The sequence below is a fragment of the Tepidimonas fonticaldi genome, from assembly GCF_007556755.1.
GTDB classification, from domain to species: Bacteria; Pseudomonadota; Gammaproteobacteria; order Burkholderiales; family Burkholderiaceae_C; genus Tepidimonas; species Tepidimonas fonticaldi.
The window spans coordinates 159311-171594 of record NZ_VJOO01000003.1; the positions used below are offsets into that span (position 1 = coordinate 159311).

Here is a 12284-nt window from a genome sequence, read left to right on the forward strand (position 1 = left end):
CGCAGACCGTGTCAGTGCTCGCGCAAGCGGGCGCGCAGACGGGCCACCGCCTGCGAATGGAGCTGGCTGACCCGCGACTCGGTGACGCCCAGCACGGCCGCGATCTCTTTCAGGTTCATGTCGTGCTCGTAGTACATGCTCATCACGTACTGCTCGCGCTCGGGCAGTTTGCCAATCGCCTCGACGAGCGCCGCGCGCATGCGCTGATCGGCCAGGATGCTCTCCGGGTTGTGCTCGCCGTCGTCGGGCAAAAAGCGATCCAAAAACCCCTCGTCGTCTTCGCTGCGGCCCCCCAAATCCTCCAGGTAGACCAACTGCGTCCCGCGCATGCGGGCGAGGGTGTCGTGGTAGTCGGCCAGCGACATGCCCAACTCCTGTGCGATCTCGGATTCCTTGGGAGGGCGCTGCAAGCGCTGCTCCAGCCGGTGGATGGCCGCCTCGATGTCTTTTTGCAGCTTGCGCGAGCCGCGCGACATCCAGTCCGCGTCGCGCAGCTCGTCGAGCATGGCACCGCGGATGCGCTGGCTGGCGAAGGTCTCGAACTGCACCCCCATGGACGGCTCGTAGCGGGCCAGCGCCTCGGTCAGGCCGATCATGCCCACCTGGATGAGGTCATCGATCTCGACGCTGGCCGGCAGGCGCGCAATCATCAAATGGGCCAGCCGATGCACCAAAGGGGCGTACTGCCGCAACTGCGCATCTCGGTCGAGCGTGCCCTTGGGCGTATACATCAACAACTCCGACGATCGGATCGGCCGGGGCGGTGATACCGGGCAGAACATCAGCATGGCCGCCGTCCGCCTCCCTCGCCGCCGGGCACGTCCAGCGTCCACGCGGCATCCAGTATCTTGTACAGCACCGCCTCGCCTCCTGGCTCGGCCGATGGGTATTCATGATACCCCAGCCACCACACGGCCGGCACCCAACCCAGGTGCGCCTGGCAGGTGCGCTGCAGCGCGGACAGCGCGGCATGCAACGGCGCCGGCGCGCAATCGCCCCTCGCACCGGCGCAGCCTTGCGCCTCGTCGGGCAGAGCCACCACGACGGGCTGCAATCCCGCCTGCCGCAAGACCTTGAGGGCGCGGTAAGCGGCCACCAGGGCGGCGGGCTCCGCGGTCAGCGCCACGAGCGGCCGGCCCCCGTCTTCGACCGGCCACCAGGATACGGCGGTATTGACCGGCGTGTGCCAGAGCCAGACGCCCCCGGCCTGCGGACCGTCGTCCGGCCATGTGCCGGGCAGCCCCTCGACCACGGCGGACGCCACCCCGATCGCCTCGCACCCTTGGCGCAGGCGCCACAGCAGCTCCAGCGACGCCGAGCCCCGCTCGGTCGCCACCACCGCCAGCACGCGGGTGGGCGGCTGCAGGTTCCACGCCAGCAGGCCGGCGGCCTGGTCGTGAACGGGCTCAAGCATGCGCAGCCCCTTCGGGCTGCCAGCCCGCGTGCACCGGGTCCGCAAAGAAGAACGGCAGCTCGGCCGGGGTGGGGTCGAACGCCGACTTGCCGTGCCCGCCCATGGACATGCGCACCAACGCGGTGGCATCCGGGCGCTGCCAATCCTCCGGCACGCGCTGGCCGGTGGTCAGCCCGCGCAGCACGACTTGGTGGCGAATCAGCGCATCGACGGCCGGCCCCAGCTTGGCGGCTTCGTCCACCTTGGACAGGATCACGCCGTGCAGCGGGGTCTCGCGGTAGGCCTGGAACACCTCATCCAGCGTGTCGCCGTGGCTGCCGGCGTTGACCACCAGCAGCTTGCGGATCTGCGGTGCCTGCAGCAGCGCCATCATCTCCTGGATGCGCGGATCTTTCTGACCCAGCCCGGCGGTGTCGATGATCACCATGCGCTTGTTGGCCAGCAGCTCCAGCAGATCCTGCAGGGCGGCCCGGTCGTGCGCTAGGTGCGCGACCACGCCCAGCATGCGGCCGTAGGCGCGCAGTTGCTCGTAGCCCGCGACGCGATAGGTGTCCAGCGTGATCAGGCCCACGCTGTTGGCGCCGTAGGCCTTGACGCACTGCGCGGCCAGCTTGGCGGCGGTGGTCGTCTTGCCGACGCCGGTGGAGCCGATCAGGGCGAAAACCCCGCCCTCGTCGCACAGCTGGCCCGGCTCGCGCGCCACGCGCAGGTTGCGCGCCAGCACCTCCAGCGTCCAGCGCCAGGCCTCGGCCGCCCCCAGTTGCGCCGGCAGGCGCTCGAGCACGGCCCGGGCCACGGTCGGCGAGTAGCCGGCCCGGATGAATTTGTGCATGAGCTGGGACTGGATGGGGTTGTGGCGCGCCTGCCCCAGCCAGGCCAGGGTCTGAAAGCGCTCCTCCATCATCGCCTGCAGCGCCGCCAACTGGGCCGCGAGCGGATTGGCCTGCCCGGCGGCTGCGGCATCGGCCGGCGCGGCGGGGCGTTGCGGGGCCGCCGCAGCCGCTGGCGCCGCCTGGGTGCGGCCAAAGGGCAGCACCATGGCATCGTCCGCACGCGGCGCAACGGGTGCCTGGCGCGGGTGCTGCGGCTGGGGCTGCGCCCGCACCGGCGCCGCGGGCCGGGCGGCCCCCGGCGCCTCCGCCGGCCGTGCCCCTTGCAGGGCCTCGCGGCGCTTGCGCAGCATGCGCTCGCGCACGTACTCCTGGAACGACAGCGTGCTCATCGCCAGCGTCTCGGTGTCCTGCGCCACCGAGCTGTCCGGCGAGACGGGCGGCAACTGGGCCGCCGCGCGCTGCTGCAGCCCCAGCGTCGCGCGCCCGGACCGCCCCACCGGCGACTCGGGCAGCGCACGGCCCGTCGCCGCGGCGGGCGTAGCCACCTGTGCGGCAATCGCCGAGAGCTGATCCTCGGACGTGGCCACCACCTCGAAACCCTGCTCCGTCGAGCGGGTGGACAGGATCACGGCCTGCTCGCCAAAGGCGGCTCGCGCCAGCGCCATGGCCTCGCGCGAGTTGGGGGCGACGAATCGTTGCGCATTCATGCGGGCTCTCCAATGATCGGGCCGATGCGGATGGTGTGGGTGTCAGGGATCTCGCTGTGCGCCAGCACTTGCAGGCGCGGCGCGGCGCGCTTGAGCAGCCGCGCGATGCCCTGGCGAATGGCGTCGGGCACCAGCAGCACGGCGGGCACGCCGCTTTCTTCCTGGCGCGATGCGACGCGGGCGGCCGACTGGGTCAACATGTCCGCCACGCCCGGGTCCAGCGCGCCCATGCTCTGCGGACCGAGGGCCTGGGTCAGCAGCCGCTCCAGCCCCGGCTCGATGGCGATGACCTCCAGCTCCTGCACCGGCCCGTAAATCTGTTGCACGATGGCCGGCGCCAACGCTTGACGCACCCGCCGCGCCAGCTCCACCGGGTCCTGAATCTGCCCGGCGTGTTCGGCCAGCGTCTCGATGATCGTGCGGATGTCGCGGATGTGCACGGCCTCCTCCAGCAGCAGCTGCAGCACTTTCTGGAACACGCCGATGGGCACCATGGCCGGGATCACTTCCTCGATCAGTTTGGGGGCCAGCTTGCGCACATGCTCGACGAGTTCTTGCACCTCGGTCCGGCTGAGCAGCTTGGCCGCGTGGACTTGCATCAAGTGTGACAAATGCGTGGCCAGCACGGTCTCCGCATCAACGACGGTGTAGCCCGCCATTTGCGCGCTTTCTTTCTGGTGTTCTTCGATCCACGTCGCCGGCAGACCGAAGGCCGGGTCCGTCGTGGGCTGCCCGATCAGCGGCGTGCGGATGTGGCCGGGATTGATGGCCAGAAACTGCCCCGGGAACACCTCGCCCTCGCCCACCACGACGCCGCGCAGCGTGATGCGGTAGGCGCTGGGCTTGAGCTCCAGGTTGTCGCGCACATGCACGGGGGGCGGCAAAAAGCCCACCTCTTGCGCAAACTTTTTGCGCACGCCCTTGATGCGGGTGAGCAGATCGCCGCGGCGCGACCGGTCCACCAGCACGATCAGGCGGTAGCCCAGCTCCAGCCCCAGCAGGTCCACCGGCTGCAGGTCGTCCCAGGTGGCCTCGGTCTCGGCCGGCGCCTGCGCGGCCTGCTGGGCGGCCAGCTCCTGCGCCGAAGGCTTGCGCCGCTCGCGCGCCAGCCAGAACGCCACCGCACCGATGATCGCCGCAAAGCCCAGGAACACCAGATTGGGCATGCCGGGGATGCTGCCCAGCAGCGCCATCACGGTGGCGGTCACGCCCAGCACCTTGGGCGAGTCGAACATCTGCGCGACGATCTGCTGGCCCAGATCCTCCTCCTTGCCGACGCGCGAGACCACCATGGCCGCCGCCACCGACACCAGCAGGCCGGGCACCTGCGCCACCAGCGCATCGCCCACCGACAGCGTGATGTAGCTGTGCGCGGCCTGCTCCAGGGGCAAGCCATGCTGCAGCATGCCGATGGCAAAGCCGCCGACGATGTTGATGATCAGGATCAGGATGCCGGCGATGGCGTCACCGCGCACGAACTTGGACGCACCGTCCATGTTGCCGAAGAAGTCCGCCTCCTCCGACACCTCGGCGCGGCGGCGCTTGGCCTCGGCCTGGTCGATCAGGCCGGCGTTCAGATCGGCGTCGATGGCCATCTGCTTGCCGGGCATGGCGTCCAGGGTGAAGCGCGCGCCCACTTCGGCGATGCGCTCGGCGCCCTTGGTGATGACGACGAAGTTGATCACCACCAGGATCAGGAACACGATCAGGCCGACCGCGAAGTTGCCGCCGATCAGAAAGGTGCCGAAGGCCTCGATCACCGCGCCGGCTGCGCCCGGCCCCGTGTGCCCTTCCATCAGCACCACGCGGGTGGAGGCCACGTTGAGCGACAACCGCAGCAGCGTGGTGATCAGCAACACGGTGGGGAAGACCGCAAAGTCGAGCGCGCGCCGCATGTAGGCGGCCACCATCATCACCGTCAGCGCAATCGCGATGTTGAGGGTGAAGAAGGTGTCCAGCAACCACGGCGGCAGAGGCAGCACCAGCATGGCCAGCACCAGCAACACCAGGGCCGGGGCGGCCAGCGCCTGACCGTGGCCCCGCCAGGGGCGCAGCGACTGTTGCAGCGATTGCAGAACGGCGTTCATGGGTCGGAAGGCTCAGGACAGGGTTCAGGCCGGCTGGCGACCGTGCAGGGGATCGAGTTCGACGGGCACCTCGGGACGGGGCGGCTTGGGCATGGGCCCTTGTCCCTTGAGCGCGGCGCGCAAACGGTAGACGTAGGCCATCACCTGCGCCACGGCCGTGAACAGCGCGGCCGGCACGGGATGGTCGAGTTCGGTGTGGGCATACAAGGCCCGGGCCAGCATGGGCGACTCCAGCACGGGCACGCGCGCATCGCGGGCGACGTCGCGGATGCGCAGGGCCAGCAGATCGGTCCCCTTGGCGATCACATGCGGGGCCGCCATGGTGCGCTCGTCGTAGCGCAACGCCACCGCGTAGTGGGTCGGGTTCATGACGACCGCGTCGGCCTCGGGCACGCGCCGCACGCTCTGGCCGTAAGCAATCTCGCGCGCCCGCTGGCGGCGCTTGTTCTTGACCAGGGGATTGCCCTCGGTCTCCTTGTGCTCGTCCTTCACCTCCTGCAGCGACATGCGCAACTGGTGGCGGTACAGGTACTGCTGCAGCGGCACGTCCACCAGCGCCACGAGCAGCACCACGGCCAGCATCCAGGCCACGCCGATCACGAACCACTCGCCCGTCTGAGCGAGCGCCGCATCCAGCGGGCGCAGCAGCAGGCTGGCGAATGCGCCGATGTGCGATTCGACATACAAGGCGCCGATCAGCGCGATCATTGCCGTGATGGCCAGCAGCTTGAGCACCTCGACCACCTGCTGGCGCGAAAACAAGCGCTTCATGCCGCTGAGCAGCCCGATCTTGGACCAGTCGGGCATCAAGGGCTTGGCGCTCACCGCGTACGACCCGGCCGCGACCAGCGCGATCACCGCGATGGCGATCACCGCCAGGCCCAGCGGCAGGTAGTAACCCAGCGCCAATTGCAGGGCATCCGCCAGGCGCTCGAGCATGCGTTGCGGTTCGCGCACGGTGACGGCGTCGAAGCGCAGGCCCTCGCGCATGGCGCCCCGCAGGCGCTCAAAGGCCCACGGCAGCGTGGACCACAGCAGCACGAGCCCGCCGCCCAGCACCGCCAGGTGCGTCAGGTCCCGCGACCGGGGGACCTGGCCATCCGCGCGCGCCTTTTGCAGGCGTCGCGGGGTGGCGGGTTGGTTCTTGTCCTGGGTCGATTCCATGGCGGCCGTTCAGTGGCTGACGACCGCATTGTCCGGCGGCACCCGGGTTTTCTAAAGGCCCAAAAGGCGGCCAAAACCCGCCACTTCCGCGTCCGCCCCTGCCCCCGGGGGCCCGCCGTCAGAAACCCAGACTGGCCAGCAGATCGTCCACCTGCGCCTGGCTGGTGACGACGTCGGTGCGCCCCTCGGGGTTGACCACCGGCCCGGACAGCTCCGGCCGCCGCGGCTCGTTCGACGCGGTGCTGCCGGACGCCTCCGCCGGCGCCGCGGGCGGGGCGGTTTCGATCAGCAGTTGCAGCAACTGCTGCTCCAGCGTGCCGGCCAGGGCGACCACTTTCTTGATCACCTGCCCCGTCAGATCATGAAAATCCTGCGCCATCATGATCTCGGTCAGGTGGTGGTCGGTGCGCTCGGCCGCCGCCTGGATTTTGTGCGACCACTCCAGCAGCTCCGGCATGGCCCATTTCAGGCCCGGCACCGCGCCGATCGTCTCGACCAACTGGCGGCTGCTGTCGATCACCGTGTGCTGCTCGGCCTTGGCCTCGTCCACCCGGTTGAGCACCTTCTCCGCCGCCTCGCCCGTCAGGCGCGCGATGTACTCCAGGCGGCTGCGCGCGTCGGGCAGCTCACCGACGGCGTCCTTGAGCGCGGGCATGTAGCCCAGCGCCTTGAGCGCCTCGTGCAGCTCGCGCGTGATCTCCCCCAGACGCTGATAGATGTCGCCTTTGCCGTCGGGCTTGGGCGCTTCGGATGCGGCATCGGTCATGGCCTACCCTCCCCGTGGTGCCGTCAGGCCCAACCCATCTTGCGGAAAATGTTGGTCAGCTTTTCCTCGAGCGTGGCTTTCGTGAACGGCTTGACGATGTAGCCGGCCGCCCCGCCCTGCGCCGCGGCGATGATGTCTTCCTTGCGCGCCTCGGCCGTGACCATCAGCACCGGCAGGTGCTTGAGCTTCTCGTCGGACTTGATCTGCGTGAGCAGCTCGAAGCCGTTCATGTTCGGCATGTTGATGTCGGTGATGACCATGTCGAACTTGCCATTGCGCAGCTTGTGCAACGCCGCCGAGCCGTCCTCCGCCTCGTCGGCATCCCCATGCCCCAATTCCTTGAGCAGGTTGCGCACGATCCGGCGCATCGTGGAAAAGTCGTCGACAATCAAAAAACGCACATCGGCCATGGAAGACTCCGTCCGGGACGCCCTTAGTTTAAGGGCACGGCCCGCCCACTGGCAGCGGGTGGCGCTTTGACAGCGGGATTTTGCGCCGCCTCGAGCGCCGATCGGGCATCGCCTTCGTCGTTGATGGTGGGCGCAGCCTCGAGGGATTTGGACATGCGCTCCTCCGCCTCGCGGGTGAGCACCAGAATGCTGATGCGGCGGTTGCGCGGGTCGAACGGCTGGTCGGGAAACAGCAGCTGCTTGTCGGCCATGCCAACCACGCGCGCCAGCTTGCCCTCGGGCAGCCCGGCAGCCACCAGCTCGCGGCGGGACGCATTGGCCCGGTCGGCCGACAGCTCCCAGTTGCTGTACGAGCGCTCGCCGCTGCCATACGGGGTGGCGTCGGTGTGGCCGGACAGCGCAATGCGGTTGTCCACCTCGGCCACCGCCTGCGCGATGGCACGCAGGATCTCGCGCATGTAGGGCTTGACCAGCGCGCTGCCGGTGTCAAACATCGCCCGGTTCTGATCGTCGACGATCTGGATGTTCAGGCCGTCCTGCACCATCTCCAGGCGGATCTGGCTTTTGAACTCGGACAGTTGCGGGTTGAGGTTGATAATGTTTTCGATCTTGTCCCGCAAGGTGGCGATGCGTTGCTTGTCCTGGCGGATCGCCTCGGCCCGGGCGAGCTGCGCGCCCAGCTCGCGCATCTTCTCGTCGACATTGCCGCTGGCGTCTTCGCCCACGCTCTTGGTCAGGTCGTCGCCGCCGCCGTCCAGAATGCTGTTCGCGCCGCCCGACCCCGGCCCGCCAAACAGCATCACCTTCAGCGGCTGGTTGAAGTAGTCGGCCAGCCCTTTGCGGTCGCCCTCGGTGGTCGAGCCCAGCAGCCACATCAGCAGGAAGAACGCCATCATCGCCGTCACGAAGTCGGCGTAGGCGATCTTCCAGGCACCCCCGTGCGCGCCATGCCCGCCTTTCTTGACGCGCTTGACGATGATGGGCTGCAGCGGCTTGCCGGAGGAGGCCATGGGACGTGCGGATTCGGGGCGGCGAGCGGGGGGTCAGGGTGGCGTCGTCACTTTTTCTTGACGTGGGCCTCGAGCTCGCTGAAGGTTGGCCGCTCGGTCGAGAAGAGCACCTTGCGCCCGAACTCGACCGCCGTCATCGGCGCATAGCCCTGCATGCTGGCCAGCAGCGTCGTCTTGACGCACTGGAACTCTTTGCTGGCCTCCTCGACCTTTTGCTCCAGCAGGCTGGCCAGGGGCTCGGCAAAGCCGTAGGCCAGCAAAATGCCCAGGAACGTGCCCACCAGGGCCGAGCCGATCATGCCGCCCAGCACCGCCGGCGGCTGACCGACCGAGCCCATCGTGTTGACCACGCCCAGCACCGCCGCCACGATACCGAAAGCCGGCAGGGCCCCCGCCAGCCGCTGCAGGGCTGCCACCGCCGCATGTTCCTCGGCATGGTGCGTGTCGAGCTCGGCGTCCATGATGGCCTCGATCTCGTGCGCATTGAGGTTGCCCGACACCATCAGGCGCAGGTAGTCGGTGATGAACTCGACCGTGTGGTGATCGCTGGCGATCGTCGGGTATTTCTGGAACAAGGGCGAGGCTTCGGGGTTCTCGACGTCGCTCTCGATGGCCATCAGGCCCTCCTTGCGGGCCTTTTGCAAAATGTCGTACAGCAGCGCCAGCAGGTCCATGAACCGGGCCTTGGTGTACTTGGAGCCCTTGAAGCAGGCCCCCAACCCCCGGCCGACGCCCTTGAGCACCTTCATCAGGTTGCCGGCGATGAACGCCCCGATGGCCGCCCCGAAGATGGTGATCATCTCGAAGGGCAGCGCCTTCATGATGACCCCGATGTTGCCACCGTGGATGATGAAGACACCGAAGATACAGCCGATGGCCACCAGCCAGCCGACGATGACGAACATGGGGCGCGTCCTGTCTATACGTTGCGAAGCATTGTATCGGCATACCCTAACGGGTTAGGCGCGGCCTGCACGCCCCCCGACCCCCGGGACGCGGCGTCCGGGCCGCACCCCCAACGCATCCAGCCAGATGGCGTAGCGCTGCCACAGCCGCCATCCCCGCCACGCCCACCAGGCCCCGCGCCAGACCATGCGCGGGCGCCGCAGGAGCAGCACCGCCGCACCGGCCAGGGGCACCCAGGGGTGGGCGCGCATCCAGCGCCAGCCCTCGCGCGCGCGATCGGCCCAGTCCATGGCGGGTGCCAGCGCAGCGCCGTGCATCGCCAAGCGCTCGCGCAATTCGGTCGAGCGCTGCTGCAGCGCCTGCCGGCGCGCGGCGAGGCGCTCGCGTGCCTCACCCCCGGCCACGCAGGCGCTCCACGTCACGGGCCAGCTCGGCGGTGCTGGCGGCAAACCAGCGGACCCCACGCAAGCGGCGCTGCGCCCGCGCCAGAGCCACGGCCCCCAGCGTCAAAAACACCGCCGTGAAGACTGCCAGAGCCAGCAGCCGGTGGCTGTCCCAGAGCAGCACCGTCAGCAATACCGCCAGAAAACCGAGCCCGAGCGACAACAGCACCGCGGCGGCCACCGCCGCGCCCATCGCTTCGGCGACATCCTGGGCGTGTTCGGCCGCCTCGACGCCCAGCAGTGCCAGGCGCACACGCAGCAACTCGGCGGTGTCGTGCAGCCAGCCCCGAACGGCCGACCCGAGCGATTCCGACGCCGCGCTGCCCGCCGACCTTTCGTCTTGTGCCATGCCGTTGGCTCGCAGAGCGGCAACCGCCCCGGCGCGGCGAATCAGCGGCGGCCGATCAGCATCCCCACCAGCAGGCCGATGCCGGCGGCCACACCGATGGCTTTCCAGGGATGCTCATGCACATAGTGGTCGGTGGCTTTGGCCACTTCGCGCGTGCGCTCGCGCAGGGCCGCTTCGGCATCCGCCAGACGGTGCCGCGCCGAGCGCAGGTTGTCCTGCAGGCGCTCGCGCAGTTCGGCCACCTTCTCCCCCGTCGAATGGGCGGTGGCCGCCAGCAGTTCCTCTGCATCCGCCACGACCACCTTCAGGTCGGCGACGAGCTTGTCCTTGGGTTGCAACGTGTTGTCGGTCATGAGAGGGCTCCTGTGGTAACAATCGTTTCCATCGTATCATGCCGGCTGCGGGTTGCGCAGGCGGATGTGCAGTTCGCGCAACTGCTTCTCGTCCACCGGGCTCGGGGCGTGCGTCAGCAGGCACTGCGCGCGCTGCGTCTTCGGGAAGGCGATGACGTCACGGATCGACTCGGCGCCGGTCATCAGCGTGATCAGACGGTCCAGGCCGAAGGCCAGCCCGCCGTGCGGCGGCGCGCCGTACTGCAGCGCGTCGAGCAGGAAGCCGAATTTGGCGCGCGCTTCCTCCTCGCCGATGTTGAGCGCGGCAAACACCTTGCGCTGCACGTCGGCGCGGTGGATGCGCACCGAGCCGCCGCCCAGCTCCCAGCCGTTGAGCACCATGTCGTAGGCCTTGGCCAGGCAGGCACCCGGGTCGGTGGCCATCAGCTCCTCGTGGCCGTCCTTCGGTGCGGTGAACGGGTGGTGCACCGCCACCCAGCGGCCTTCGTCCTCGTCGTACTCGAACATCGGGAAGTCCACCACCCACAGCGGCGCCCAGCGGTCCTCGAACAAGCCGTTCTTGCGGCCGAAGTCGCTGTGGCCGATCTTGACGCGCAGCGCGCCGATGGCGTCGTTGACGATCTTGGCCTTGTCGGCGCCGAAGAACAGCAGGTCGCCGTTTTGCGCCCCGCTGCGCTGCAGGATGGCCTGCAGGGCGGCGTCGTGCAGGTTCTTGACGATCGGCGACTGCAGGCCGTCGCGGCCGGCGGCCAGGTCGTTGACCTTGATCCACGCCAGCCCCTTGGCGCCGTAGATCTTGACGAACTCGGTGTAGGCGTCGATCTCGGAGCGGCTCATTTCGGCACCGCCCGGCACGCGCAGCGCGACGACGCGGCCGCCCGGCTGATTGGCCGGTCCGGAGAACACCTTGAACTCGACGTCCTTCATGACGTCGGTCAGCTCGGTGAACTCCATCTTGACGCGCAGATCCGGCTTGTCTGAGCCGTAGCGCGCCATCGCCTCGGCATACGGCATGACCGGAAACTCGCCCAGATCCACGCCGATGGTGTTGGCGAACACCGTCTTGATCATGCCCTGGAACAGGTCGCGGATCTCCTGCTCGGTCAGGAACGAGGTCTCGATGTCGATCTGCGTGAACTCCGGCTGGCGGTCGGCGCGCAGGTCCTCGTCGCGGAAGCACTTGGTGATCTGGTAGTAACGGTCGTAGCCCGCCACCATCAACAACTGCTTGAACAACTGGGGCGATTGCGGCAGGGCAAAGAACATGCCGTCGTGCACGCGGCTGGGCACCAGGTAATCGCGCGCGCCCTCCGGCGTGCTCTTGGTCAGCATCGGCGTCTCGATGTCGATGAAGCCGTTGGCGTCCAGGAACTTGCGCACCTCCATCGCCACGCGGTAGCGCAGCATCAGGTTGCGCTGCATGTACGGGCGGCGCAGGTCCAGCACGCGGTGAGTCAGGCGCGTGGTCTCGGACAGGTGCTCGTCGTCGAGCTGGAACGGCGGCGTCACGCTCGGGTTGAGTACCGTGATCTCGTGGCACAGCACCTCGATGCGGCCGCTGCGAATCGACTCGTTGACGGTGCCCTCCGGGCGCGCGCGCACCACGCCTTTGACCTGGACGCAAAACTCGTTGCGCAGCCCTTCGGCGGTGGCAAACATCTCCGGGCGGTCCGGGTCGCAGACCACCTGCACGGTGCCCTCGCGATCGCGCAGATCGACGAAGATCACGCCGCCATGGTCGCGGCGCCGGTTGACCCAGCCGCACAGGGTCACGGTTTGCCCCATCAGGGCCTCGGTCACCAGACCGCAGTAGGTGGTGCGCATGTGCATGGAAAAAACCTT

13 protein-coding genes are annotated in these 12284 nt (G+C 68.6%); all 13 read right to left on the minus strand.

The genetic code is table 11. The features are described from left to right. Window positions 1-11 precede the first annotated feature (11 nt). The 13 genes from Tfont_RS03025 to aspS all read right to left on the minus strand — a co-directional run bounded on the left by Tfont_RS03025 (window position 12) and on the right by aspS (window position 12272). The gene (locus Tfont_RS03025; protein ID WP_143968330.1) at window positions 12-731 is read right to left on the minus strand and encodes an RNA polymerase sigma factor FliA; all 720 of its coding nucleotides are present in this window, start codon (window positions 729-731) and stop codon (window positions 12-14) included. Window positions 732-781: 50 nt separating this feature from the next. Next, on the minus strand, window positions 782-1414 hold the full coding sequence (locus tag Tfont_RS03030) for a hypothetical protein (RefSeq protein ID WP_143968331.1): 633 nt from the start codon (window positions 1412-1414) through the stop codon (window positions 782-784). Beyond that, window positions 1407-2954, minus strand: a complete 1548-nt coding sequence (flhF, locus tag Tfont_RS03035) for a flagellar biosynthesis protein FlhF (protein ID WP_143968332.1) — start codon at window positions 2952-2954, stop codon at window positions 1407-1409. Before flhF ends, Tfont_RS03030 begins: the two co-directional genes overlap by 8 nt. Beyond that, window positions 2951-5041 carry a flagellar biosynthesis protein FlhA gene (gene flhA, locus Tfont_RS03040; RefSeq protein ID WP_143968333.1) on the minus strand — a complete coding sequence of 697 codons (2091 nt, stop codon included), beginning with the start codon at window positions 5039-5041 and terminating at the stop codon, window positions 2951-2953. Before flhA ends, flhF begins: the two co-directional genes overlap by 4 nt. A gap of 24 nt (window positions 5042-5065) precedes the next feature. Next, window positions 5066-6205, minus strand: coding sequence for an EscU/YscU/HrcU family type III secretion system export apparatus switch protein (locus tag Tfont_RS03045; protein ID WP_143968334.1), 1140 nt, complete (start codon window positions 6203-6205; stop codon window positions 5066-5068). A gap of 118 nt (window positions 6206-6323) precedes the next feature. Continuing rightward, a complete protein-coding gene (locus Tfont_RS03050) occupies window positions 6324-6971 on the minus strand; it encodes a protein phosphatase CheZ (RefSeq protein WP_068608394.1) in 648 nt (215 codons plus the stop codon). Window positions 6972-6994: 23 nt separating this feature from the next. Next, window positions 6995-7381 (minus strand): chemotaxis response regulator CheY, encoded by a 387-nt coding sequence (cheY, locus tag Tfont_RS03055; protein ID WP_068608392.1) that lies wholly within the window; start codon window positions 7379-7381, stop codon window positions 6995-6997. Between the two features lie 23 nt (window positions 7382-7404). After that, a complete protein-coding gene (gene motB / locus Tfont_RS03060; RefSeq protein ID WP_068608390.1) occupies window positions 7405-8391 on the minus strand; it encodes a flagellar motor protein MotB in 987 nt (328 codons plus the stop codon). Window positions 8392-8438: 47 nt separating this feature from the next. Beyond that, the gene (gene motA, locus Tfont_RS03065; protein ID WP_143968335.1) at window positions 8439-9296 is read right to left on the minus strand and encodes a flagellar motor stator protein MotA; all 858 of its coding nucleotides are present in this window, start codon (window positions 9294-9296) and stop codon (window positions 8439-8441) included. 54 nt (window positions 9297-9350) lie between these two features. Beyond that, window positions 9351-9719 (minus strand): YqjK family protein, encoded by a 369-nt coding sequence (locus Tfont_RS03070; RefSeq protein ID WP_143968336.1) that lies wholly within the window; start codon window positions 9717-9719, stop codon window positions 9351-9353. After that, a complete protein-coding gene (locus tag Tfont_RS03075; RefSeq protein WP_143968337.1) occupies window positions 9688-10089 on the minus strand; it encodes a phage holin family protein in 402 nt (133 codons plus the stop codon). Before Tfont_RS03075 ends, Tfont_RS03070 begins: the two co-directional genes overlap by 32 nt. Window positions 10090-10130: 41 nt before the next feature. Beyond that, window positions 10131-10442 (minus strand): DUF883 family protein, encoded by a 312-nt coding sequence (locus tag Tfont_RS03080; RefSeq protein WP_068608384.1) that lies wholly within the window; start codon window positions 10440-10442, stop codon window positions 10131-10133. A 36-nt stretch (window positions 10443-10478) separates the two neighbouring features. Then, window positions 10479-12272, minus strand: coding sequence for an aspartate--tRNA ligase (aspS, locus tag Tfont_RS03085; RefSeq protein ID WP_143968338.1), 1794 nt, complete (start codon window positions 12270-12272; stop codon window positions 10479-10481). Window positions 12273-12284: the final 12 nt, after the last annotated feature.

Bases quoted from the DNA above. Each gene is read 5' to 3' on its own strand.
- Tfont_RS03050 (WP_068608394.1), bottom strand. From the start codon at position 6,971: ATGACCGATGCCGCATCCGAAGCGCCCAAGCCCGACGGCAAAGGCGAC.
- flhA (WP_143968333.1), bottom strand. From the start codon at position 5,041: ATGAACGCCGTTCTGCAATCGCTGCAACAGTCGCTGCGCCCCTGGCGG.
- motB (WP_068608390.1), bottom strand. From the start codon at position 8,391: ATGGCCTCCTCCGGCAAGCCGCTGCAGCCCATCATCGTCAAGCGCGTC.
- cheY (WP_068608392.1), bottom strand. From the start codon at position 7,381: ATGGCCGATGTGCGTTTTTTGATTGTCGACGACTTTTCCACGATGCGC.
- flhF (WP_143968332.1), bottom strand. From the start codon at position 2,954: ATGAATGCGCAACGATTCGTCGCCCCCAACTCGCGCGAGGCCATGGCG.
- Tfont_RS03045 (WP_143968334.1), bottom strand. From the start codon at position 6,205: ATGGAATCGACCCAGGACAAGAACCAACCCGCCACCCCGCGACGCCTG.
- Tfont_RS03075 (WP_143968337.1), bottom strand. From the start codon at position 10,089: ATGGCACAAGACGAAAGGTCGGCGGGCAGCGCGGCGTCGGAATCGCTC.
- Tfont_RS03025 (WP_143968330.1), bottom strand. From the start codon at position 731: ATGTATACGCCCAAGGGCACGCTCGACCGAGATGCGCAGTTGCGGCAG.
- aspS (WP_143968338.1), bottom strand. From the start codon at position 12,272: ATGCACATGCGCACCACCTACTGCGGTCTGGTGACCGAGGCCCTGATG.
- motA (WP_143968335.1), bottom strand. From the start codon at position 9,296: ATGTTCGTCATCGTCGGCTGGCTGGTGGCCATCGGCTGTATCTTCGGT.
- Tfont_RS03030 (WP_143968331.1), bottom strand. From the start codon at position 1,414: ATGCTTGAGCCCGTTCACGACCAGGCCGCCGGCCTGCTGGCGTGGAAC.
- Tfont_RS03080 (WP_068608384.1), bottom strand. From the start codon at position 10,442: ATGACCGACAACACGTTGCAACCCAAGGACAAGCTCGTCGCCGACCTG.